Raw genomic sequence first — 24,377 nt, 5'->3', positions numbered from 1 at the left:
TTTATAGTAAGTACATTGTGTAAAAATAAAATCTGAAATCTAGTCTTTTTATTCTTTATTTTTACATATTCACACTTCAAATTTGACAAGTTAATATTTAATTGATTGATTTTAAAGCATTTTATAATTTACATTTTATAAATGATATAGAAACAACCGTTCTAAAGTCTGCTGACAATTGACCGGCAGCGGTTTTTTGAGGCAATAAAGCGCAGCAAGGTTAAACACCTTGCGGGTATTTTAGCTTCGCAAGTCCGCTACGCTACCTAACGCCGTGGGCGGGATTGTTGACCAAAAATACCGCCGTTGCGTTGTGTCAACAGACCCTGGCCCAAACCGGTCGGTCAGAGACCTTTACAAAACCCCCAGATGCGGATGCAGTTCAAGGCGTAGCAGCGCAGCGAGCGCAGACATATCAAGTAGATAGGCAAGCGAGCGAGCAGCGCACAACACAGAAATGCGCCGCAGATGGGGTTTTGCAAAGGTCTCGGGCAGTTTTCCTGTCCGCATGGTTGGCACAGTAGGGCAAAACGAAATCAAGGCCGTCTGAAAACATTTTGATTGATGTTTTCAGACGGCCTTTGGTTATAACCAAATAAAAAACCATTCTTTCCCAATGCGGCAGGGGCGGGCGCACAATGCGGCAGAAAAACAGAATGAGACCTTTGCAAAACCTCCAGATGTGGATGCAGTTCAAGGCGTAGCAGCACAGCGAGCGCAGACATAACATGGAGTTAGGCAAGCGAGCGAGCAGCGCACAACGCAGAAATGCGCCGCAGATGGGGGTTTTGCAAAGGTCTCAGAATACGGAACCCTACTATGTCGCTATACGCCCCTAAACTTTGGCAGATTCCCGCCGTTTCAGAAGCCGAAGCCGCGCAACAGCCCGCTAAAGAACAGGTTTTGGCCGCGCGTTTGCAGGAAATCACCGAACGCTTTCCCCAAGCCGTTTTCGCTTCCAGCCTGGCGGTGGAAGATATGATTATCACCGACCAAATCGCCCGCCTGAAGCTGCCGTTGCGCATCATTACGCTTAATACCGGCAAACTCAATCCCGAAACCGCCGCCCTGATCGACGAAACCGACAGCCGTTACCGCATCCGTATCGAAGTGTTCCGCCCCGATGCGCAAGCGGCAGATGCGTTCGAGCAGGAATACGGCAGCGCCGCCATGTATGAAAGCGTGGAATTGCGCCGCCGTTGTTGCCATATCCGCAAAATCGAACCGCTCAACCGCGCCTTGGCCGGTGCGCCCGCCTGGCTGACCGGGCAGCGCCAAAGCCAGTCGGAAACCCGCAGCGGCTTGAATTTCGAAGAGCACGACGGCGCGCGCGGCATCGCCAAATTCAACCCGATTTTCGATTGGGACGACGGTGATGTGTGGGCTTATGCCCAAGCACACCAAGTGCCGCTCAACGCTTTATACCGCCAAGGTTATCCCAGCATAGGCTGCGAACCCTGCACGCGCCCGGTGAAAGAGGGCGAAAGTATCCGCGCCGGGCGCTGGTGGTGGGAGAATAAAGACACGAAAGAGTGCGGCTTGCATAAATAGCGGATTTGCGCAGCTAATGACGGTGGTAAGCATTTTTCAGACGGCCTAAATGGCTTGCAAAGGTTTCAACTCTTAAAAAAGTACACCCGTCATACTCAGGCGGAGTCCGAGCATGACGGGATGGTTATGAAGTTAAGCGGTTTAACTATTGGCCGGCCTGTGCCGTATCCAGCGCGGCGGAAATATCCGCCCAAATGTCTTCCACATCTTCCACGCCGATGGAAAAGCGCAGCAGGCCGATTTTGATGCCGGCGGCGGTTTTGATTTCGTGCGGCACGCCGCTGTGCGATTGCGAATAGCAGTGGTTAATCAGGCTTTCCACACCGCCCAAGCTGGAGGCCATCTGAACCATTTGCAGGTTTTTAATCACGCTGTTGGCGGCTTCTTTGCTGTCGTTTTTCAGCCAAATGCTCACCACGCCGCCGAAATCCCTCATTTGCCGTTTCGCCAGATTGTGATGTTCGTGCGAAGGCAGGCCGGGGTAGAACACTTTTTCAACCGCAGGATGCGCTTCCAAACGGCGGGCGATTTCCAGCGCGTTTTCGCAATGGCGCTGCATACGCAGGGCCAGCGTTTTGATGCCGCGCAGCACCAGCGCGCAGTCCATCGGCCCGGCCACGCCGCCGGTGTTCATCATCATGGTGCGCATCGGGCGCGCCAACTCTTCGGCTTTCACCGCCACCACGCCCATCAGCACGTCGGAATGGCCGCACAGGTATTTGGTGGCGGAATGGAACACGATGTCGCAGCCCATATCGAGCGGGTTTTGCAGATAGGGCGTGGCGAAGGTGTTGTCGATGCCCACCAGCGCGCCGGCGGCTTTGGCTTTGGCAGCAAGCGTTTCGATATCCACCAGCCGCAGCAATGGGTTGGACGGGGTTTCCAGCCACACCATTTTCACGTTTGCGTGTTCGGCCAGCGCTTTATCGAGATTGGCGGGGTCGGTTAAATCGGCGAACACCACGTTCACGCCCCACAGGGCATACACTTCTGTGAGCAAATCGTAGCTGCCGCCGTAGATGTCGCTCACCGCGATAATGGTGTCGCCGGGGCGCAGAAAGGCGCGGTACACGCAGTCGATGCCGGCCATGCCGCTGCCGAAGGCAAAGCCCGCCGCGCCGTGTTCCAGCGCGGCAACAGTGTCTTCCAGCACTTTGCGGGTGGGATTGCTTGCGCGGGCATAGCGGAACGGAATCTGCTCGCCGATTTCTTTCATGCGGAACATGCTGTTCTGATAAATCGGCGGCATGATGGCGCGGTTGTGGTCGTCGGGGTCGTAGCTGCTGTGGATGGCTTCGGTGGCGAATTTCATGGCGTGGCCTTTCGGTTGGAGGGATAGAGGATTTTAGCACTATCCGAAAAATAGAAACAATCAATGCCCGGCGGGGCGCTAAGTGATATAATCTCGCATTTGAAAATTCGGGCGGCCTGTTCGGATCTGCTGCAAGGCCGTCTGAAACTTTATTTCAGACGGCCTTGCATTTTGCGCCGCCTGCACACACATAGGGGCTTCAAGCCCTCTTCAGATTCTAAGGAAATCCGACGCATGAACGCCATTGTAGACGTGCAATCCACCCGCGATTTACGCAACCTGCCGATTAACCAGGTCGGTATCAAAGACTTACGTTTCCCCATTACGCTCAACACCGCCGAAGGCACGCAGGCCACCGTTGCCCGCCTGACCATGACGGTTTTTCTGCCCGCCGACCAAAAAGGCACGCATATGTCGCGCTTCGTCGCCCTGATGGAGCGCCAAACCGAAGCGCTGGGTTTCGAGCGCCTGAAAACGCTTACCGAAGAAATGGTGTCGTTGCTGGATTCGCATTCGGGCAAAATCAGCGTGTCGTTTCCGTTTTTCCGCAAAAAAAGCGCGCCGGTGTCGGGCATACAGTCGCTGCTCGACTACGACGTAACGCTAACGGGCGAAATCAAAAACGGCGAATACAGCCACACGCTCAAAGTGCTGGTGCCGGTAACCAGCCTGTGCCCCTGCTCGAAAGAAATTTCGCAATACGGTGCCCACAACCAACGCTCGCACGTTACCGTAACCATCACCTGCGGCAGCGAAGTGGGCATAGAAGAAGTTATCGACTGCGTGGAATCGCAGGCATCGTGCCAGCTCTACGGCCTGCTCAAGCGGCCGGACGAAAAATTCGTTACCGAGCAGGCATATGAAAACCCGAAATTCGTCGAAGACATGGTGCGCGACGTTGCCACCCGCCTAATCGCCGACGGCCGCATCTGCGGTTTTGTGGTTGAAAGCGAAAATTTCGAGTCGATACACAACCATTCGGCTTATGCCTATATCGCCTATCCTTAACTGCATCGCGGTTTCAAATTGAAACAGGCCGTCTGAAACGTTTTCAGACGGCCTGTTGCATTAACGGCGTTCGGGTTTCAACCGGCGGCCTTAAGGCGCGGAAGCTGCGGCTTCGCCCTCGGGCAGCATATCCGCCTCGGTGAATTCCGGCTCGGGCGCGGTTTCGAATATTTTGCCGTTGAGTTTCAGACGGCTGTTGTCCAGCTCGACCAGCGTTTTGATGTTGCCGTTGTCAACGGTGAGGTATTGCTCGCGCGCCATCGAGTTGACGGTGCTTTCCACCATCAGGCGCAGGGTTTCGTTGATGTCGTCGAGGCTGGCGCGGCCCTCGGCAAGGTCTTCAGGGTTAACGCTGAAGATATTGTCGGCCTGGTTGACGGCCAGCTGCTCGAGCAGTTTCTGCGGCACCTGCATGTCGAAACGGGCATGGGTTTTTTTGAGCATGGCGCTAAAGTCGTTCATCTCGGCCCGGGTGAGGCCGTTGAAACTGAGGCGGCCTTTCACATCAACCAAACCTTGCGGCATTTTGAAGGTGAAGGTTTTAACGTTCAGCACGGGATTCTGGGTGAACAGGCCGGCGGCTTCGTTGCGGGCGGTTTTCAACAGCTCGCTTTGAATCTGCTCTTCGGTCATTTCTTTCGACGAGAGTTCGGCCATTTTGTTTTTAATGGCCAAAAGGCTCTTGGCGTGCAGATGCTCGGCAGCCACGTTGATGTCGAGCGGGCCGTAGTGCTCGTCGCCGTAGGCAAGGGTTTCGAAGCGGAAGCGGCCTTCGCTGTTTACCCATTCGCCGTTTTCACCGGTTCGGGTGTCGAAGCTGAGTTTTTCAACGGCGATTTTGGAAGGGGCGACGGTGCCGGTGGGGTTGATAAACGCGCCGATCTGCAAATCGGTAACCAAATTCACCAGCTCGTTGATTTTGATGTTGTAGTCGAAACCTTCTTTCCACTGCATCGAAAATTTATCGAGTTTAAAGCTGCTGCTGCCCAGTGCCAGTTGGTTGCCGCCGTCGGTGGTTTCGGTGCGGATATGCAGGTTTTCCAGCGCAACATCACCTTTGTCGGCCAGCTTGGCTTGCAGCGAAGGAGCGGTGTAATCGTGGGTGTAGGCAGTGAATTCGGGTTGGTAAACAGTGGTGCCGCTCAAGCCTTTCCAGTTGAGCTTGATACCCGAAAGCTCTTCGTAATCGAATGCGGGCACGCTTAAGGCCAGCTCGCCGCTGCCGCCGAGGTTAACGGTGTTGGTAAGGCTCACGGGTGCTTGTGTGCCGAAAAAGCGGGCCAGCACTTTGGCCACTTCGGGGTGGTATTTGAATTCGGTTTCCACATGGGCGCGCACGGGCGTAAAACCGCCGGCAAACGGGCCGTGTTTAACATGGTTGATAACCGTAATCGGTTCTTTCAAAACGGTTTTGAGGTTGTCGGGCAGGTATTTTCCGGTGTTGTGGAGCAGGGTGGGTTTCAGTCGCACAACGGTGGTTTCGGTGGCGCCGAACCAGCCGCGTTGGTATTGGTGCGACTCAACGGTGAGAAAGCCGGATTGCGACAGCAGTTTCTGCTGGGCGGCCAGGCTTTCTTCGGCCTTGATGCCGAGATAATAAGGCAGTGCGCCGAACACAAGGGCCAAAACGGCGGCAAGGGCGAGCGACAGGGAAATCAGTAGCTTTTTCATTGCATCACACAATAAACGGAAAGCGCGAAGCATAGCATTTTTTGCGGTGCTTGTCTTTGATTGAACGGGGCGTTCAGACGGCCCGGGGCTTTTCCCGCGCTTGATGGCGGCGTGCAGAAAATGGTATCGTGCGTGAATTTTAACGCGAGGGGCAGATAATGAAAAAATTGGCCGGCGTATTGGCCGGAGCGTGGCTGGGTTTGCAGTTGGGCGTGGGTTATCTGGTTGCGCCTCTGTTGTTTCAAAATTTGGAACGGATAGAGGCAGGCGCGTTGGCGGGTGTGTTGTTTACCGTAACGGCCTATATCGGCCTGGCTGTTTGGCTGCTGGTTTATTTTACGGGCAGATCGGAAGAAAAACGGGCTTATGCGCGCCCGCACACAGGCAAATGGGTGTTGCTGCTGCTGGCTTTGCTGGCAGTTAACCAGTTTCTGGTTACCCCCGTGATCGAGGCTCATAAAACGGGAACGGCCAACTGGCTGTTAACGCTCTTGGGCGGCTCGTTCGGCAGATGGCACGGCGTTTCAACCATTATTTATATGGTGTGCAGCGTGCTGGGGCTGGGCTTGGTGTTCCGTTTGGTTAGAATGGAGTGGCGGTAACCGGTTATAAAGCAGGCCGTCTGAAAAAGTTGCTACTTTAAATAACTTTTTCAGACGGCCTATTTGATTGTTGGTTGCCCTGTTTTAGTTTTCGGTGTTTTCACGCCACAAAACCAACAGTTTGCCGATATGCTGCACCAATTGTGCGTCCACCGCTTCGCACAAGGCTTCGCAAATGGCGATGCGTTCGGCGCGGTCGTCGCCCAACACGCGCACCTTGATCAGCTCGTGCGCCGTCAGCGCCGCATCGGTTTCTTTGATAACGGATTCGGTCAGGCCGTGTTGGCCTACCATCACAACGGGGTTTAAATGATGGGCGCGGGCTTTGAGTTCTAAAATTTCCCGGGTGGTGAGTTTGTCGGCCATATTCTCTGCTTAAATATCAAAATCGGTTAAATGCGTTATTCTACGCGAAGCGGCGCCTTTAAGGGAGAAAATAACGTACAATAGCGGCTTTATTATTGTTGTGTGGTTACGGTATGTCGGTGCGTTCAAAATCTTCCAAAGCATGGCTCAATGAACACGTTAACGACCATTATGTGCATCTGGCGCAAAAAGACGGCTACCGCGCGCGCGCGGCCTACAAGCTTTTGGAAATCAACGAAAAAGACAAACTTATCCGCCCCGGCACCGTGTTGGCCGATTTGGGCAGCGCGCCCGGCAGCTGGTCGCAGGTGGCGGCGCAACTGGCCGGCAGCAGCGGGCAGGTGTTTGCCTTGGATATTCTGCCGATGGATGCGCTGGAAGGCGTATCGTTCATTCAGGGCGATTTCCGCGAAGAGGCCGTATTGGCCGAATTCGAGCGGCTGCTGGATGGTCGCCCGTTAGACCTTGTAATTTGCGATATGGCACCCAATATGTCGGGCAATGCCGTAACGGATCAGGCACGCAGCTTTTATTTGTGTGAGCTGGCTTTGGATTTTGCCGCCAACCATTTGAAAACAGGCGGTAATTTTCTGGTTAAGGTGTTTCAGGGGGCGGGGTATCAAGAATACGCCGCCGCTATGCGCGAAGTGTTCGCTTCGGTGCAGACCAGAAAGCCGAATGCCTCCCGCAATCGTTCCAGTGAGATTTATTTATTGGGCAAAAATAAACGCTGACAATGCGTATAGCCTGATTTACAATCCGTTCTTATTTTTGACCCTTATATGGAGCCTGTTTCAGTGGGGAATATGTTAAAAAATGTGTTGGTTTGGCTGGTGTTGATTGTTGCCATGCTGATGGCGTTCAACGCAATCAGCGACAGCAAAGAAAACAAACAGCAAATCGAATATTCGCAGTTTATCGAACAAGTGAACAAAGGTGAAATTGCCAATGTGAACATTGAAGGTTCGGTGGTCAGCGGCTACCTGATTAAAGGCACGCGCACCGACAAAACCGAATTTTTCACCAATGCGCCGTTAGACGAAAAACTGGTTCCGACACTGTTGGATAAAAAAGTGCGCGTGAAAGTTACGCCCGAAGAAAAACCGAGCATGCTCACCAGCCTGCTGTTCAGCCTGCTGCCGGTGATGCTGCTGATCGGTGCGTGGTTTTATTTCATGCGTATGCAATCGGGCGGCGGCGGTAAAGGCGGTGCGTTTTCGTTTGGCAAAAGCCGTGCCAAACTGCTGGATAAAGACACCAACAAAGTAACCTTCGCCGATGTGGCGGGTTGCGACGAAGCCAAAGAAGAAGTGCAGGAAATCGTTGATTATCTGAAAGCACCCAACCGCTATCAGAGCTTGGGCGGGCGAGTGCCGCGCGGCATCCTGTTGGCGGGCAGCCCCGGAACGGGTAAAACCCTGCTGGCCAAAGCCATTGCAGGCGAAGCGCAAGTGCCGTTTTTCAGCATTTCCGGTTCCGACTTTGTTGAAATGTTCGTCGGTGTGGGTGCCAGCCGCGTGCGCGATATGTTCGAGCAGGCTAAGAAAAACGCCCCCTGCATTATCTTTATCGACGAAATCGACGCCGTAGGCCGCCAGCGCGGTGCAGGTTTGGGCGGCGGTAACGACGAGCGCGAACAAACCCTCAACCAATTGCTGGTTGAAATGGACGGTTTCGAAAGCAACCAAACCGTTATCGTAATTGCCGCCACCAACCGCCCCGACGTGCTCGATCCTGCTTTGCAGCGCCCCGGCCGTTTCGACCGCCAAGTAGTGGTGCCGCTGCCCGATATCCGCGGCCGCGAGCAGATTCTGAAAGTGCACGCCAAAAAAGTGCCGCTCGACGAATCGGTGGATTTGGTTTCGCTGGCACGCGGTACGCCCGGTTTTTCGGGTGCGGATTTGGCTAACTTGGTGAACGAAGCCGCCCTGTTTGCAGGCCGCCGCAACAAAGTGAAAGTGGATCAAAGCGACTTTGAAGACGCCAAAGACAAAATCTATATGGGCCCCGAGCGCCGCTCGATGGTGATGCACGAAGACGAAAAACGCGCCACCGCTTATCACGAAGCCGGCCATGCGATTGTGGCGGAAAGCTTGGAATACACGGATCCCGTCCACAAAGTAACCATCATGCCGCGCGGCCGTGCGCTGGGTTTGACTTGGCAGCTTCCCGAGCGCGACCGTATCAGCATGTATAAAGACCAAATGCTGAGCCAGATTTCGATTCTGTACGGCGGTCGTATTGCCGAAGATTTGTTTGTGGGCCGTATTTCCACCGGTGCCTCCAACGATTTCGAGCGCGCCACCCAAATCGCCCGCGAAATGGTTACCCGTTTCGGCATGAGCGACAAAATGGGGCAGATGGTTTATGCCGAAAACGAAGGCGAAGTGTTCCTCGGCCGCAGCGTAACCCGTTCGCAGCATATTTCCGAGAAAACCCAGCAGGAAGTGGATGCGGAGATCCGCCGCATTCTCGACGAGCAATATGCCGTGGCCTATAAAATCTTGGATGAAAACCGCGATAAGATGGAAACCATGTGCAAAGCACTGATGGAATGGGAAACCATCGACCGCGACCAAGTGTTGGAAATCATGGAGGGCAAACAACCCAGCCCGCCGAAAGATTACAGCCACAATATCCGTAAAAAAGACGGCGATACTACGGCACAGCCGCAGGTTGAATATGCAGATACCGCAGAAGCCCAATCTTCTGAAAGTAGCGCAAACGGTCAGGCAGTTGCGGCAGAATCCGGTGAGGAAACGCGCTATCCTGCGGATAAAGTATAAAATCCACGCGATTGAAAAGCGGCCGTTAAGGCCGCTTTTTTATGCACTTTAATATTGGAATCAAAGGCCGAGACCTTTACAAAAATACCTTAAGGCCGTCTGAAATGCTTAAATTCCGTCATTCCCGCGTAGGCGGGAATCCAGCCTTTAAACCATCAAGTATTTTATTTCAATAATTTACGAAAAAATGACTGGATTACCGCCTACGCGGGAATGACGATAATCTGATGTTTCAGACGGCCTAAATGAATTTTGCAAAGGTCTCAGTTTTATTTGGTTGCTGTTTTGTTGCCTTCAACGATTTTCAAACCGGCGGCAACCAAACCGCCGATATCGGCAATGTTGGCGGGCATAATCAAGGTGTTGTTTTCTTTAGCCAGCTTGCCGAAGGCTTCTACATATTGTTCGGCCACTTTCAAGTTCACAGCTTCGCTGCCGCCGGGGTTTTGCAGGGCTGCGGCCACCGCGCGGATGGCGTCGGCATTGGCTTCTGCCACCAGCCGCAGGGCTTCGGCCTCGCCTTGGGCACGGTTGATTTGGGCGATTTTCTGGCCGTTTGATTCGTTGATGGCAGCCTGCATTTCGCCTTCGGATTGTTGGATTTCCGCTTCGCGCTGGCCGCTGGCGAGGTTGATTTGTTCGATTTTACGGCCTTCCGATTCGGCGATGCGGGCGCGTTTTTCGCGTTCGGCAGTGATTTGCGCCTGCATCGCGCGCAGAATTTCCTGCGGCGGCACGAGGTCTTTGATTTCGTAACGCAATACTTTCACGCCCCAAGATACGGCGGCTTCGTCGAGTGCGGACACGACGATACTGTTGATTTCGTCGCGTTCTTCAAAAGTGCGGTCCAGTTCCATACGGCCGATAACCGAGCGCAGGGTGGTTTGCGCCAGTTGGGTGATGGCGGAAATATAATTGCTGGAGCCGTATGAAGCGAGCTTGGGGTCGGTTACTTGGAAGTAGATGATGCCGTCAACGGTGAGCTGGGTATTGTCGCGGGTGATGCACACCTGGCTGGGCACGTCGAGGGGGATTTCTTTTAACGTGTGGCGGTAGGCCACGCGGTCGACAAACGGTATCAGAATATTCAGGCCGGGATTTAAGATTTTGTGGAAACGGCCCAACCGTTCGACCACATAGGCTTCTTGTTGCGGCACCACGGTAAAGGCTTTGAAGCCGAACACGACAACGGCGATAAAAATCAGGATGGGAAAGCTGATGAAGATGTTGAAATCCATGGTTTTTCCTTTGGTTTAAGTCGGGTTAATGCAAGTTAATCAGTAGGATATTGCCGTTTTTGCCGGTGATGACGGCGGTTTGCGGTTGGGAAGCGGTTTGGGCATTGGCGGCTTCGGCTTGCCAAACAGAACCGCGGTAGTGCACTTCATACATATTGCCGTGCAGGTGGCGGTTGATGTGTACGGTTTGGCCGATGTCCAAATCATTAAGCGATGCGTCGCCGTTGTCGAGTCGGCGGTGGCGTTTGATCCAGCGGTTTGCCCAAGCGATACCCACGGAGGCCAGCACGGCGGCGGTGATGATGCTGACGGTTAGGTTGTTAAACAGAAGGGCAGCCAAGCCCGCGCCGAATAGGGCGGCGCTGACCACCAACAGGTAAATCGTGCTGACGAACAGTTCGAGAATCAGCACCAATGCCGCAGCGATAAACCAATATGTCATGGGGTTGCCTTTCTGTGGTTGGGATTCGTGTTGAACATAAGTCTGCCTGCAATAAAAATCAATGCTTTTGCAGCGGGAGGGCGGGTGATTCGTTAAAAGTTTACTTGGCTATTGCCCGGGCGTAAATATAGCAAAACCATTTGTTTTATAACCGTTCCGTCATGCTCGGTTCAAACCCGGGTATGAAGTGTGTACTTTTCATTAAGTTTATTTACGATAAAGTTTTTTTCAGACGGCCCGAGGGCAAATAAAAGGCCGTCTGAAAACAAAACGGCTTTCAGACGGCTTTTGATTCGATTGGCAAACGACACAGGCTTATTATCTTATCCGGCGGCAGCGGCCAACACACGGCGGCGGCGGGTTTCGCTCAACACCATGCCGGCGGTTACCGACACATTCATGCTTTCCACCGTGCCGAACATGGGCACGGAAACCAGCATATCGCAATGCTCGCGGGTGAGGCGGCGCATGCCTTCGCCTTCGTTGCCCATCACCCAGGCGATGCTTTCGGGCAGCCTGGCGTGATACAGATCGGCTTCGCCGCCCATATCGGTGCCGACCACCCAGATGCCGTATTCCTTCAGCTCGCGCAGGGTGCGGGCGAGATTGGTAACGGTGATGTAGGGCACGGTTTCGGCGGCACCGCAGGCCACTTTGCTCACAGTGGCGTTCAGCCCGGCGCTTTTGTCTTTCGGCGCAATCACGGCGTGCACGCCCATGGCATCCGCGGTGCGCAGGCAGGCGCCGAGGTTGTGCGGATCGGTGATGCCGTCGAGCACCAGCAGCAGGGCGGGTTCACGCAGGTTTTCCAAAACGTCTTCCAGATGAACGTGGTTTTTGGATGCGTCGATAAAGCCGGCCACTCCTTGATGGCGCGCGCCTTTGGCGATGGTGTTGAGGCGCTCGGCGGCGGCGAAGTGCACGCGCACGTTTTCGGCGGCGGCTTTTTCCAACACTTCCCGCGTGCGCGCGTCTTGCCGGCCTTCCTGTATATAAAGTTCGGTGATGCTTTTGGGGTTTTGCCACAAACGGGCGTTGACGGCGTGAAAACCGTAGATAAATCGCTGATTGGCCATGGCTCTGCTTTTGCTAAAGATTAGAGGCGGCATTATACAGGGTTTGCACACAGGCCGTCTGAAAAGCAGGGCGGTTTGTTATACAATCGGTTTTATTTTTCAGACGGCCTCACAAACACCATGCAGATTTACCTTGTCGGCGGCGCAGTCCGCGATACTTTGCTCAACCTGCCCGTTACCGACCGCGATTGGGTGGTAGTGGGTGCAGACGCCGAAACCATGACCAAGCGCGGTTTCCAGCCTGTGGGCAAAGATTTTCCCGTGTTTCTGCACCCCGAAACCCACGAAGAATACGCACTGGCACGCACCGAGCGCAAAACCGCCAAAGGCTACGCGGGCTTTGCCTTTTATGCCGACAAAAACATTACGCTGGAGCAGGACTTGCAGCGCCGCGATTTAACCATCAACGCCATGGCGCAAGATTCAGACGGCCTGATTATCGACCCTTTCGGCGGACGGCAGGATTTGCACGATAAAATCCTGCGCCACGTTTCGCCCGCTTTTGCCGAAGACCCCGTGCGGATTTTGCGCACCGCCCGCTTTGCCGCCCGCTACGGCTTCGAGGTTGCGCCCGAAACCATGACGCTGATGAAACAAATGGTGGAAAACGGCGAAGCCGACGCACTGGTGGCCGAACGGGTGTGGCAGGAGCTGGCGAAAGGACTGATGGAGCCGCAGCCGCGCCGCATGATGGAAATCCTGCGCGAATGCGGCGCTTTGAAAGTGTTGTTGCCCGAAGTGGATGCGTTGTTCGGCGTGCCGCAGCGTGCCGACTATCACCCCGAAATCGACAGCGGCATCCACACACTGATGGTGCTGCAACGCGCCGCTGATATGGGGCTGACGCTGCCGGAGCGCTACGCCGCGCTGCTGCACGATTTGGGTAAGGCGCTTACACCGGCCGACATCCTGCCCAAGCACCACGGCCACGACATTGCCGGCGTGGTGCCCGTGCGCACCGTCAACGCCCGCTGGAAAGTGCCGAAAGCCTGCGCCGAGCTGGCCGAACTGGTGTGTCGCTGGCACATCATGTTTCACAGCGTCGGCGAGCTGAGACCGAAAACCGCGCTGGATACCTTGAAAAAAGCCGATGCATTCCGCCGCCCCGAACGCTTTCAGACGGCCTTAAACGTATGCGTGGCCGACACGCAGGGCCGCCTGCACCGCGAAAACGAAGCCTACCCGCAGCGGGCGCATTGGCTGGCCCTGCTTGCCGCCGCCAATGAAACGGACACCGCCGCCATCGCCGCCGCCTGCGCGGATAATCCGCAGAAAACCGCCGAAGCCATCGACAAAGCGCGTTTGGAAAAAATCACACCGCTTCAGACGGCCTATAAGCAGGCTTTGAGCCGTGGCGGAAACAACGGCTCCGCGATGTAAGTTTGTATTTCTAGATGCTTTGAACCGACAGCAAAAAGCCGGTGAAAATTTCACCGGCTTTTTGCTGTATATTTTACTGATTTTGGCGGAGTAGGAGGGATTCGAACCCTCGATCCAGGTTTTAGCCCAGATGCACCCTTAGCAGGGGTGTGCCTTCAGCCTCTCAGCCACTACTCCGTAAAGAAGCGTGAACTATAAACAAGTCTGTTTGGGGTGTCAAGCAGGTTGGTGGTTTTTAGGCCGTCTGAAAATTAAGTTTTTGAATTTCATTTAAATTCATTTTAATTGGGTTTTGGCCGCGTTGCAGCCGGTTCTATTTGGGCTTGGTATGACCGGGTAGAACCTGTTTCATCACGCTCACGGTTTCGCCGTTGTGCGGCCGTTTTTCAATTTCGTGCCAGCCGTGGCGGACATATAAAGGCTGCATATCCGGTGTGTAGAGATACAGTTCGCGAATGCCGGTTTGCCGCGCATGGTGCAGGCAGTATGTGATCAAGGCGTTTCCCGCGCCTTTGCCGCGATATTCGGGCAGCACAAACACATCGCCCAGCCAGTATTCGTATTGCGGCAGCGAAGCGATGTCATGGCGCTTCAGAGCCGCGCTGCCGAGCAGGGTGCCGCTTGGGTCGACTGCTACGAATGCTTGCGGCAAATCGTTGCCGCGCAGGCATTTTTGATAGTAGGCACGGATTTTTTCAAGCGACGACCACGGGGCGAAGTCGTGCCATTCGGCAAACAGGGCGTTTGCCAGCGGCTCGATATGTTGGGGGTAGCGAGACAAGGGAAAAACGGAAACGGTCATGGTTTTTTAATGAAAACGTTATATTTTTTCGGCCACGATAAACAAACGCGGAAACGGCAGCAGCACGCAGCCGTCAGCCTGAACGGGATAGGCTTGGTGCAGGGCGTCGGTGTAGTCTGCTAAAAAATATTGTTGGTCGTGCGGCTCGAGCAGGTTTAGAAACGGCCGCAGGGCGGTGGATTGAAACCATTCGGTGATGTGTTTCACGCTCGGCATAACATGGTAATAGGTGGTGCGCCAGATATCGGCACGGCAGCCGGAACGGGTGAGGATATCGTAATAGGCGGAAACGTCGGGCAGGGCATCGCGGTTTCGCAGGGCGGCCATGGCTTGCCGCCAACGGGGTTGGGCGGCGGTTTCGCGCATCAGGCGGTGTGCGGGTTCTTCTAGGTTGTCGGGCATTTGTACGGCAAGCACACCGTTCGGGGCAAGTTGCGCTAAGAGCTTGGGCAGCAGGTGTTCGTGGTTGCCCGTCCATTGCAGCGAAGCGTTGGCGAAGATAAGGTCGGGCGGGGCATCGGCTTGCCACCGGATGAGATCGGTTTCGACAAAGCTGCATTGGGGCAGGCGTTGCTGTGCCGCGGCTATCATGGCGGGGGAGTTATCGATGCCGCAGATATCGGCCTGCGGCCATGTTTGCAGCAGCAAGGCGGTGCTGTTGCCTGATCCGCAACCCAAATCTGCGGCGCGGCTTACGGGGCGGTTGGCAATGCGTGCCAGCAGTTCGGCGGCCGGGCGGGTGCGTTCGGCTTCGAAGCGGCGGTAGAGTTCGGGATTCCAATCGGCCATTGGCGTTTCCTTTATGTGGCGTGATTGTGAAAGAAAAAGCCGTGCAGAAAATGCTGCACGGCTTTTTCAGACGGCCTGATTACATACGTTCGATCATGGCTTTGCCGAAAGCGGAGCAGGATACTTCGTTGGCACCGTCCATCAGGCGGGCGAAGTCGTAGGTAACCTGTTTGTCGCCGATGGCTTTTTCCATGGATTCGATAACCAAATCGGCGGCTTCTTTCCAGCCCAGATGGCGCAGCATCATTTCGGCAGACAGAATCAGAGAACCGGGGTTCACTTTATCTTGGCCTGCGTATTTCGGTGCAGTGCCGTGGGTGGCTTCGAATACGGCGTATTGGTCGGAAATATTGGCGCCCGGGGCGATACCGATACCGCCTACTTGGGCAGCCAGCGCGTCGGAGATGTAGTCGCCGTTGAGGTTGAGGGTGGCGATAACGTCGTATTCTGCGGGGCGCAATACGATTTGTTGCAGGAAGGCATCGGCAATGGCGTCTTTAACGATGATTTCTTTGCCGGTTTTCGGGTTTTTGAATTTGCACCACGGGCCGCCGTCGATCAGTTCGGCGCCGAATTCTTTTTGCGCCAGCTCGTAGCCCCAGTCGCGGAAGCCGCCTTCGGTAAACTTCATGATGTTGCCTTTGTGTACCAAAGTTACGCTGTCGCGGTCGTTGTCGATGGCGTATTGGATGGCGGCGCGCACCAGGCGGGTGGTGCCTTCTTTAGACACGGGCTTGATGCCGATGCCTGAAGTGGCGGGGAAGCGGATTTTTTTCACGCCCATTTCGTTTTGCAGGAAAGCGATCACTTTTTTAGCGGCTTCGCTTTCGGCTTCCCATTCGATACCGGCATAAATATCTTCGGTGTTTTCACGGAAAATCACCATATCGGTTTTGCTCGGGTCTTTCAGCGGAGAGGGTACGCCGTTGAAATAGCGCACGGGGCGCACGCATTGGTATAAGTCCAACTCTTGGCGCAGCGCCACGTTGAGCGAGCGGATGCCGCCGCCCACGGGGGTGGTCATCGGGCCTTTGATGGATACGGAATATTCTTTCAGGGCCTCCAGCGTTTCTTCGGGCAGCCATACGTTGTCGCCGTAAACACGGGTGGCTTTTTCGCCGGCAAAAACTTCCATCCAGTGGATTTTTTTCTCGCCACCATAAGCCTTGGCTACGGCCGCATCAATTACATTAATCATAACGGGGGTGATGTCTACGCCGATGCCGTCGCCTTCGATGAAGGGGATAATCGGATTGTTGGGAATGGCTTGGCCGGGAACGATTTTTTGGCCTTCGGCGGGTACTTTGATATGACTCATGGTGTCTCCTGTTTTTTACGGGTTTTTTTCTTGACGGTTTTGTTTGAGGCATTGCGCTTGCGGTTTGGCGGAGCATAACGGGCGCAACGGCTCGGAAGCCTACGGAAATATAAATGGGTTCCGCACACATAATGCTTGGGAATTATGCTTGATTTTTGCTTCTTGTGCTAGTGGCTGTTAACAATTGGTTTCGGGTGCGGCACGGCAGGGGGTAGAATATGCCGGCAAACGGATACGGTGCCAACAACTATGAAAAACCTGATAGCCTTTAACAAACCCTACGGCGTAATCTGCCAGTTTTCGCCGCACGAAACACATAAGAGCCTGAAAGATTATATTGATGCGCCGGGATTCTACCCCGCCGGACGGCTCGACACCGACAGCGAAGGCCTATTGCTGTTAACCGATAACGGCCGCTTGCAGGCGCAGATTGCCGAGCCTAAGCACGGTAAAGAAAAAACCTATTGGGCGCAGGTGGAAGGCAGCCCCGACGAAACGCGGCTCGATATGCTGCGAAAAGGCGTGGATTTGGGCGGTTTTGTTACCCGTCCGGCAAAGGTTAGGGTTTTGCGGTCCGAAGAAACCGCCCGTTTGTGGTCGCGTAACCCGCCCGTGCGCGAACGCAAAACCGTGCCCGATTTCTGGCTTGAAATTACCATTAGCGAAGGCAAAAACCGCCAAGTGCGGCGGATGACGGCCAAAGCGGGTTATCCATGCCTGCGTTTGGTGCGGGTGGCCGTGGGGCGGCTGAACCTGTTTGAGCTGGGCATAGAGCAGGGCGCTTGGGTGTTTTGCAAAACCATGCCTTGAATGTTTTTCAGACGGCCTCGGTATATGCCCGAGGCCGTCTGAAAAAAGCGGCCGGTAAAACCGCCCCATCTTTAACCGGCACGGTAAATTTGATACACTGCACGCCTGATTTTTCACACACAGAAAATGAATTACTCATGAAAAAAACCGCCCTGATCGCGCTTTCTGCATTGGTTTTGGCATCATGCAGCAGCGACACCCAAACCGGCCGCTCCGGTTCCGCCAAAGAAACGCCGGTTTCCCCCGTCGGCAAACGCCCCGTATTCGACCATTCCGCCGATTCGGTGGCTGTGGGCGGGTTTAACGCCAATGCCAACGTGCAGAAATTTATCGCACACGAAACCGCAAGCGGCAAATTTTCGGCGGGCGAGCTGCAAAGCTTTTTCGACGGCGTGATTTACAAGGGCAACATCATCAACATCATGAACCGTCCCGGCACCTCACGCCCGTGGTATGAATTCCGCACCGGCAATTCGGGCGCGGCCAGAATTGCCGGCGGCAAGCGTTTTTACGCCCAGCATCAGGCAACTCTTGATGCCGTGGCCAAAAACTACGGCGTGCCCGCCGAAATCATCGTGGCCATTATCGGCATCGAAACCAATTACGGCACCAATATGGGCAGCTTCCGCCTGGCCGATTCGCTGAGCACGCTGGCGTTCGATTATCCGCGCCGCGCCGAATTTTTTCAGAAAGAGCTGCATGAATTTCTGCTGATGGCCAAAGAAGAAAGGCGCGACGTGTTCGGTTTTAAAGGCAGCTATGCCGGCGCGATGGGTATGCCGCAGTTTATGCCTTCGAGCTTCCGCAAATATGCGGTCGATTACGACGGCGACGGCCGCCGCGACATCTGGAACAACATCGGCGACGTGGCCGCATCGGTGGCCAACTATATGAAAGCCCACGGCTGGCAGACCAACGGCAAAATGGTGGTGCCGGTTACGCTCACCATCACCCAAGAGCTGCAAAACATCATCGACGAAAAAACCGCGCTTACCCGCACCGTGGGCGATTTGAAACGCTTGGGCGTTACCCCGCAGGAAGTGGTGGACGACAACGAAAAAGCCGTGCTCTACCGCCTCGAAACCGCCCCGGGCGTGTATGAATACTATATCGGTTTGAATAATTTCTACACCGTTTGGCAGTATAACCACAGCCGCATGTATGTAACCGCCGTGCGCGACATCGCCAACGGCGTGAGCGGCAATTACCGTTTGTAAAGCAATCATTTATGGCCTATCAAGTTCTCGCCCGCAAGTGGCGGCCCAAAACTTTCGCCGATCTGGTCGGGCAGGAGCACGTTGTCAAAGCCTTGCGCAACGCGCTTGACGAAGGCCGTCTGCACCACGCCTACCTGCTCACCGGCACGCGCGGGGTGGGCAAAACCACCATCGCGCGCATTCTCGCCAAAAGCCTGAACTGCGAAACGCCGTCGCACGGCGAGCCTTGCGGCGTGTGCCAAAGCTGCACGCAGATTGACGCGGGGCGTTATGTCGATCTTTTGGAAATCGATGCCGCTTCCAACACCGGCATCGACAACATCCGTGAAGTGCTCGAAAACGCCCAATACGCGCCCACCGCCGGCAAATACAAAGTCTATATCATCGACGAAGTGCACATGCTCTCGAAAAGCGCGTTCAATGCCATGCTCAAAACGCTGGAAGAGCCGCCCGAACACGTGAAGTTTATTCTTGCCACCACCGACCCGCACAAAGTGCCGATTACCGTACTGAGCCGCTGCCTGCAATTCGTGCTGCGCAATATGACCACCCAGCAGGTGGCCGACCATTTGGCGCATGTGCTCACGGTGGAGCAGATTGCCTACGAAGCGCCCGCCCTGCAACTGTTGGGGCGTGCGGCGATGGGTTCGATGCGCGACGCGTTAAGCCTGCTCGACCAAGCGATTGCCATGGGTTCGGGCAGCGTAACCGAGCACGACGTACGCCAGATGATAGGCGCGGTGGACAAACACTATCTTTACGAGCTGCTGCAAGGCATCGTCAACCAAGACGGCGAAGCGCTGCTGCTGAAAGCGCAGGAAATGGCCGCGCGCGCCATCGGTTTCGACAACGCCTTGAGCGAGCTGGCCATGCTGCTGCAACGTTTGGCGTTGGCCAAAACCGTGCCCGCCGCCGTTGCCGGCGACCCCGAGCACGAAACTCTGCTGCGCCTGTCGCAATACTTGAGCGGCGAGCAGATTCAGCTTTATTACCAATGCGCCATCCACGGCAAACACGATTTGAGCCTCGCGCCCGATGAATACGCAGGCTTCGTGATGACGCTTTTGCGTATGCTCGCCTTCGCCCCGATTGCCGCCAAAGCACACGATGCCGACGGCGTAATCGAAGGCACGCAGCTGCATAATCCCGCACACACGGAACCTGCCGCAAAAAAGCCCCTGATTCTGCCGGACAGGCCGCCTGAAACCCTGGTTTCAAACACGGCCGCCGATGTTGTTCAAGACACCGTTCAGACGGCCTCACCCCACGCAAACAGGCCGTCTGAAAGCAGCGGCGGTTATCCGGCAGAAGACACGCCGCCGTGGGAAAATACGGCGGAATCCGCCGGATTATCCGAACCGCCCGCTGCAGTTGCCGACAACATTCAGACGGCCGCAACGGCAGCACCCGCTGAAACGCCAGCCATCACACCCGACACAACGGCAGCCGGGCCTCAGCCTGCCGTTTCCGCACCAGACGAAACATTGCCGCCGGCGGAAAACGCCGCCGCCGAACCCGTTTTTGCAGAAGAAGCAGTTGGTGCAGGCGACAACACTTTTCAGACGGCCTCTGTTGAAGAAACCGGCTTCGGACACGGCTTTTACGATAACGGCGCGGATTATCCCGACGAGCCGCCGTATTTCCCCGAAGACGACGCTTACCCCCTGCCGCCCGCCGATTTGCCAGTAGAAGATATGTTCGGTGCGGAAGCCGGGCAGACGGAAGAAGCGGCAGAGGACGGCGGTGCGGACGGAGAGGCGGAAGCAGGAGCCGCCTTTGCCGCGCTGCCCGATTTGGCCCCCGAAAACTGGCCGCAGATTGCCAAACGCCTGGCCGCCAAACTCGGCGCCGCGCAAATGATCGCCCAAAACGCCGCCTTTACCCGCTACGACGCCGAAAACGGCCTGCTGGTGTTCGCCCTCACTCAAGAGGCCCGCGCCACCACCAACAAAGAGCGGCTGGACAAAATCCAAAACACGCTGGCCGAAGCCTACGGTTTAACCCTGAAGCTGCAAACCGAAGCCTGGCGCGACGACGCAGGCTGGGAAACCCCCGTGATGCGCCGTAACCGCCTGCAAATCGAAGGCCGCCAACAGGCGCAGCAGCTGCTTGAAGCCGACCCCGCCGCACAGCAGATTTTGCAGCTTTTCGAGGCGCAATGGCTGCCGGAAACGCTGGAACTAAAACAGGCGCAGGAATAACGCAGGCCGTCTGAAAGCCTTGCCAAACCGTTCAGACGGCCTTAATTGAGTTGGCAAACAACTATAGTTAATCAACTTAAGAAAAATAACGGACGTCATACTCGGGCTTGACCCGAGTATCTTAAAACTTGATGAAAAGCAAGATACCCGGGTCAAGCCCGGGTATGACGGAACTGTTACTGAATTAAGTAGTTTAACTATAAACTTACTTTTTAATCCCAAACTTTAAAACAGGAGTACACACCATGTTCGGAAAAGCCGGATTGGGCGGTCTGATGAAACAGGCCCAGCAAATGCAGGAAAACATGAAAAAAGCGCAGGCCAAACTGGCCGAAACCGAAGTAAGCGGCGAAGCCGGCAACGGTTTGGTGAAAGTGGTGATGACCTGCAACCACGTTGTGCGCAAAATCGACATCAGCCAAGATTTGATTCAGGAAGCCGCCGACGATAAAGAAATGCTGGAAGACCTGATTTTGGCCGCCATCAACGATGCGGGCAACAAGGCCGAAGAAACCACCAACAAAACCATGGGCGCATTCACTCAGGGCCTGCCCGCAGGCATGGGCGATTTCTTCCGTTAAGCGCGGCAACAGGCCGTCTGAAATACCCAACCGTTGTCATACCCGGGCTTGACCCGGGTATCTGTTATTTCTTTTGAAACAAAAAGATGCTCGGGTCAGGCCCGAGCATGACACAGGGTTTTTAAGGTGTCGAAAGGGATTTTGCAAAGGTCTCAAGTTGATTGAATATAAATGCATCGCCATGCAAAAAACACAGGCCGTCTGAAAAGATTTTTTCAGACGGCCTGTTGTTTAATGCGTTAACGCATTATTCGCCGTAATAAGCCTTGGTGAGGATTTCTTCCATATCGGCCACCATGGGCAGGCGCGGGTTGGCGGGTGAGCATTGGTCTTCGTAGGCCATCAGCGCCAGCTCTTTGCGGGCGGCGATAAAGGCTTTTTCGTCGATGCCTTGCTCTTTGAACGACATTTTAATACCTACTTTGCGCGCCAACTCGTCGCAGGCTTTGGCAAACGATTCCACGCCTTCCGCCGGCGTGCTGCACGGCAGGCCGAGGGTGCGGGCGATTTCCTGGTATTTCACGTCGGCTTTGTAGTAGTTGTATTTCGGCCATGTAGCGGTTTTCTGCGGGCGTGTGCCGTTGTAGCGGATAACGTGCGGCAGGAAAATCGCGTTGGTGCGGCCGTGGGTGGTGTGGAATTTGCCGCCCACTTTGTGCGACAGCGAGTGGTTGATGCCCAAAAACGAGTTGGCAAAAGCCATGCCGGCGATGGTGGAGGCGTTGTGCATACGTTCGCGGGCTTCGGGATCGTCGGCGCCGTATTTGTAGGAGCGTTCCAAAAATTCAAACACGAGCTTGATGGCTTGTAGCGCCAAACCGTCGGTGAAGTCGTTGGCGAGCACCGAAACATAGGCTTCCACCGCGTGGGTGAGCACGTCCATGCCGGTGTCGGCGGTAACGCTGGCGGGCACGGTCATGGTGAACGAGGGGTCGACGATGGCGATGGTGGGCGTGAGCGAGTAGTCGGCAATCGGGTATTTTTTGTCGCCGTCGCTGATCACGGTGAACGGCGTTACTTCGGAGCCGGTGCCCGAAGTGGTGGGGATGCCGATAAATTTGGCTTTGCGGCCCAATTCGGGGAAGCGGAACGCGCGTTTGCGGATATCCATAAACTTCTGAACCAAATCTTCGAAGTCAACCTGCGGCTGTTCGTAGAAGAGCCACATGGCTTTGGCCGCATCCATCGGCGAGCCGCCGCCCAGCGCGATAATGGTGTCGGGCTGGAAGCTGCGCATCAGGTCGGTGCCTTTATACACGGTTTGCACGCTGGGGTCGGCTTCCACGTCGGTAAACAGCTGCACGGTAACTTTGTTTTTGCGCAGATTGAGCTGGTGGGTGATTTTATCGACAAAACCCAAATCCACCATGGAGCGGTCGGTAACGATCATCACTTTTTCGCAATCTTTCATATCTTGCAGATATTGGATGGAATCGCGTTCGAAATAGATTTTGGCGGGCACTTTAAACCATTGCATGTTGTTTCTCCGACGGCCTACTTTTTTGATATTTAACAGATTCACGGCGTTAACGTTGCCGCCCACGGAGTTTTTACCGTAAGAGCCGCAGCCTAAGGTCAGAGAGGGCAGAAACGCGTTATACACATCGCCGATGCCGCCGAACGAAGAGGGGGAGTTCCAAATCACGCGCAGGGCTTTCACGCGCTCGCCGAAGGTTTTCACCAGCTCTTTGTCGGCGGTGTGGATGGCGGCGGAGTGGCCGAGGCCGTCGAATTCCACCATTTCTTCGGAGAATTTCAAACCTTCTTCGGTGGTTTCGGCTTTGAGCATGGCCAGCACGGGCGAGAGTTTTTCGCGGGTCAGCGGCTCTTTGGGGCCGACTTCGCGGCATTCCACCATAATGATGTTGGTTTTTTCGGGCACTTTGAAACCGGCCTGTTCGGCAATCCAGGCGGCCGATTTGCCCACCACGGCCGCATTGAGTTTGGCGCCGCCGCAGTTGGCGCTGTTGGCTTTCACGCCGAAGATGAACTCTTCGAGCAGCGCCTTTTCTTTCTTGTTGGCGAAATACACGCCGTAGGATTTGAATTCGTCGGTCAGATCGTTATAAATTTCTTTGTCGGCGATAACGGCCTGCTCGCTGGCGCAGATCATGCCGTTGTCGAACGCTTTCGACATCACGATATCATGGGCGGCCTGCTTGATGTTGGCGGATTTTTCCACATAGGCAGGAACGTTGCCCGCTCCCACGCCGAGCGCGGGTTTGCCGCATGAATAAGCCGCCTCCACCATCGCGTTGCCGCCGGTGGCCAAAATGGTGGCCACGCCGGGGTGTTTCATCAGTGAAGACGTGCCTTCCATCGAGGGTTTTTCAATCCATTGCACGCAGTTTTCCGGCGCGCCTGCGGCGATGGCGGCATCGCGCACGATTTGCGCGGCGTGGGCGGAACATTGCTGGGCGGAAGGGTGGAAAGAGAAAATAATCGGATTGCGGGTTTTCAGCGCAATCAGGGCTTTGAAAATCGTGGTAGAAGTGGGGTTGGTGGTGGGGATGATGCCGCAGATAACGCCCACCGGGTCGGCGATTTCGGTGATGCCGGTTACGTCGTCTTCGCTAATCACGCCCACGGTTTTCAAATCGCGCAGGCGGCGCACCACGTTTTCGCAGGCAAACAGGTTTTTAGTGGCTTTGTCTTCAAACACGCCGCGGCCGGTTTCTTCCACCGCGTGCATGGCCAGCACGCCGTGTTTGTCGAGCGCGGCAATCGAGGCTTTGGCCACGATATAGTCGATTTGTTCTTGATTGAGCGTGCGGAATTGATCCAGCGCAACCAACCCTTTCTCAACCAAACGGTTGACCTCGGCTACGGCGGGGCTGACAGTGTTATCGGCAGGTGCGTTCATTGTGTCTCTCCTGAAAAGAAGTAAGGGTAAAGTAATAAATTTTCATTGAGAGCAGTATAAGTAATATTGTTACAAATATTCTTGACTTACATCATAAAACACCTTGCTTTGCCGCAGGGCTTGTTTTTGATTGGTTTTCAGAATTTAAGCCGTTGAAATAAAAAATATTTGTTAATATATTTAAGAATAGGGGCGTATCGTTGGTTTTACCCTATAGTCCGCGCTGCCGCCGATGGTTTATTCGGATTGAAATGAAATATGGCTGGCGTGTATCATAATTACATTTTGCAGAAGCAATCAGGCCGAGACCTTTGCAAAATTTGTTGTGGCCGTCTGAAATGTCTATTTGCCGTGATCTGTGATG

At 54.9% G+C, this 24,377-nt stretch carries 19 protein-coding genes, 1 tRNA gene and 2 pseudogenes; 10 read left to right on the top strand and 12 right to left on the bottom strand.

Annotated features, from left to right (window positions below; all coding sequences use genetic code 11):
* Positions 1-650: 650 nt before the first annotated feature.
* Positions 651-794, bottom strand: a pseudogene (locus tag NQ012_RS10250) (lipoprotein signal peptidase); the annotation flags it as partial.
* A gap of 25 nt (positions 795-819) precedes the next feature.
* Here NQ012_RS10250 and NQ012_RS10245 point away from each other — a divergent pair.
* Complete coding sequence (locus NQ012_RS10245; protein ID WP_257067511.1) at positions 820-1,551, top strand: phosphoadenylyl-sulfate reductase; 732 nt, start codon at positions 820-822, stop codon at positions 1,549-1,551.
* A gap of 145 nt (positions 1,552-1,696) precedes the next feature.
* Here the strand turns inward: NQ012_RS10245 and NQ012_RS10240 are convergent, their stop codons facing one another.
* Entirely contained in the window at positions 1,697-2,863 is a 1,167-nt protein-coding gene (locus NQ012_RS10240; RefSeq protein ID WP_257067510.1) for a trans-sulfuration enzyme family protein, read from the bottom strand.
* A 234-nt stretch (positions 2,864-3,097) separates the two neighbouring features.
* Between NQ012_RS10240 and folE2 the strand changes: the two genes are divergently transcribed.
* Entirely contained in the window at positions 3,098-3,871 is a 774-nt protein-coding gene (folE2, locus tag NQ012_RS10235) for a GTP cyclohydrolase FolE2 (RefSeq protein WP_257067509.1), read from the top strand.
* 90 nt (positions 3,872-3,961) lie between these two features.
* Here folE2 and NQ012_RS10230 read toward each other — a convergent pair whose 3' ends face one another.
* The gene (locus NQ012_RS10230) at positions 3,962-5,542 is read right to left on the bottom strand and encodes a YdgA family protein (protein WP_257067508.1); all 1,581 of its coding nucleotides are present in this window, start codon (positions 5,540-5,542) and stop codon (positions 3,962-3,964) included.
* A 158-nt stretch (positions 5,543-5,700) separates the two neighbouring features.
* On the opposite strand from NQ012_RS10230, the gene NQ012_RS10225 reads away from it, so the two are divergent.
* Positions 5,701-6,144 (top strand): DUF4149 domain-containing protein, encoded by a 444-nt coding sequence (locus NQ012_RS10225; protein WP_257067507.1) that lies wholly within the window; start codon positions 5,701-5,703, stop codon positions 6,142-6,144.
* 84 nt (positions 6,145-6,228) lie between these two features.
* Here NQ012_RS10225 and yhbY read toward each other — a convergent pair whose 3' ends face one another.
* The gene (yhbY, locus tag NQ012_RS10220) at positions 6,229-6,510 is read right to left on the bottom strand and encodes a ribosome assembly RNA-binding protein YhbY (RefSeq protein WP_257067506.1); all 282 of its coding nucleotides are present in this window, start codon (positions 6,508-6,510) and stop codon (positions 6,229-6,231) included.
* A 113-nt stretch (positions 6,511-6,623) separates the two neighbouring features.
* Between yhbY and NQ012_RS10215 the strand changes: the two genes are divergently transcribed.
* Complete coding sequence (locus NQ012_RS10215) at positions 6,624-7,244, top strand: RlmE family RNA methyltransferase (RefSeq protein ID WP_257067505.1); 621 nt, start codon at positions 6,624-6,626, stop codon at positions 7,242-7,244.
* A 63-nt stretch (positions 7,245-7,307) separates the two neighbouring features.
* Positions 7,308-9,152 (top strand): annotated as a pseudogene (gene ftsH, locus NQ012_RS10210) (ATP-dependent zinc metalloprotease FtsH); the annotation flags it as partial.
* A gap of 413 nt (positions 9,153-9,565) precedes the next feature.
* On the opposite strand, the gene NQ012_RS10205 reads toward ftsH, so the two are convergent.
* The 3 genes from NQ012_RS10205 to rlmB form a co-directional block, all read right to left on the bottom strand.
* Positions 9,566-10,516, bottom strand: a complete 951-nt coding sequence (locus NQ012_RS10205) for an SPFH domain-containing protein (RefSeq protein ID WP_257067520.1) — start codon at positions 10,514-10,516, stop codon at positions 9,566-9,568.
* A gap of 43 nt (positions 10,517-10,559) precedes the next feature.
* Positions 10,560-10,976 (bottom strand): NfeD family protein, encoded by a 417-nt coding sequence (locus NQ012_RS10200; RefSeq protein ID WP_257067503.1) that lies wholly within the window; start codon positions 10,974-10,976, stop codon positions 10,560-10,562.
* A gap of 323 nt (positions 10,977-11,299) precedes the next feature.
* Entirely contained in the window at positions 11,300-12,052 is a 753-nt protein-coding gene (rlmB, locus tag NQ012_RS10195; RefSeq protein ID WP_257067502.1) for a 23S rRNA (guanosine(2251)-2'-O)-methyltransferase RlmB, read from the bottom strand.
* Positions 12,053-12,172: 120 nt separating this feature from the next.
* On the opposite strand from rlmB, the gene NQ012_RS10190 reads away from it, so the two are divergent.
* On the top strand, positions 12,173-13,432 hold the full coding sequence (locus NQ012_RS10190) for a multifunctional CCA addition/repair protein (RefSeq protein ID WP_257067519.1): 1,260 nt from the start codon (positions 12,173-12,175) through the stop codon (positions 13,430-13,432).
* A gap of 83 nt (positions 13,433-13,515) precedes the next feature.
* Here NQ012_RS10190 and NQ012_RS10185 read toward each other — a convergent pair.
* From NQ012_RS10185 to icd, 4 genes are all read right to left on the bottom strand, one after another.
* Positions 13,516-13,609: transfer RNA gene (locus NQ012_RS10185), tRNA-Ser, on the bottom strand.
* A 136-nt stretch (positions 13,610-13,745) separates the two neighbouring features.
* Complete coding sequence (locus tag NQ012_RS10180) at positions 13,746-14,234, bottom strand: GNAT family N-acetyltransferase (protein WP_257067501.1); 489 nt, start codon at positions 14,232-14,234, stop codon at positions 13,746-13,748.
* An 18-nt stretch (positions 14,235-14,252) separates the two neighbouring features.
* Complete coding sequence (gene tam, locus NQ012_RS10175; RefSeq protein ID WP_257067500.1) at positions 14,253-15,023, bottom strand: trans-aconitate 2-methyltransferase; 771 nt, start codon at positions 15,021-15,023, stop codon at positions 14,253-14,255.
* A gap of 79 nt (positions 15,024-15,102) precedes the next feature.
* Entirely contained in the window at positions 15,103-16,341 is a 1,239-nt protein-coding gene (gene icd / locus NQ012_RS10170) for an NADP-dependent isocitrate dehydrogenase (RefSeq protein WP_257067499.1), read from the bottom strand.
* A gap of 249 nt (positions 16,342-16,590) precedes the next feature.
* Between icd and NQ012_RS10165 the strand changes: the two genes are divergently transcribed.
* From NQ012_RS10165 to NQ012_RS10150, 4 genes are all read left to right on the top strand, one after another.
* The gene (locus NQ012_RS10165) at positions 16,591-17,151 is read left to right on the top strand and encodes a pseudouridine synthase (protein ID WP_257067497.1); all 561 of its coding nucleotides are present in this window, start codon (positions 16,591-16,593) and stop codon (positions 17,149-17,151) included.
* Between the two features lie 137 nt (positions 17,152-17,288).
* Positions 17,289-18,368: a lytic murein transglycosylase B gene (gene mltB / locus NQ012_RS10160; RefSeq protein WP_257067496.1), complete on the top strand. Its 1,080-nt coding sequence runs from the start codon at positions 17,289-17,291 to the stop codon at positions 18,366-18,368.
* 11 nt (positions 18,369-18,379) lie between these two features.
* Entirely contained in the window at positions 18,380-20,569 is a 2,190-nt protein-coding gene (dnaX, locus tag NQ012_RS10155) for a DNA polymerase III subunit gamma/tau (RefSeq protein ID WP_257067495.1), read from the top strand.
* A gap of 245 nt (positions 20,570-20,814) precedes the next feature.
* Complete coding sequence (locus NQ012_RS10150) at positions 20,815-21,150, top strand: YbaB/EbfC family nucleoid-associated protein (RefSeq protein ID WP_257067494.1); 336 nt, start codon at positions 20,815-20,817, stop codon at positions 21,148-21,150.
* Between the two features lie 247 nt (positions 21,151-21,397).
* Here the strand turns inward: NQ012_RS10150 and adhE are convergent, their stop codons facing one another.
* Positions 21,398-24,013, bottom strand: coding sequence for a bifunctional acetaldehyde-CoA/alcohol dehydrogenase (gene adhE / locus NQ012_RS10145; RefSeq protein WP_257067493.1), 2,616 nt, complete (start codon positions 24,011-24,013; stop codon positions 21,398-21,400).
* Positions 24,014-24,377 lie beyond the last annotated feature (364 nt).

This window comes from Neisseria dentiae (assembly GCF_024580525.1).
Lineage (GTDB): Bacteria > Pseudomonadota > Gammaproteobacteria > Burkholderiales > Neisseriaceae > Neisseria > Neisseria dentiae_A.
This window is presented reverse-complemented; position numbering and strand designations above follow the sequence as displayed.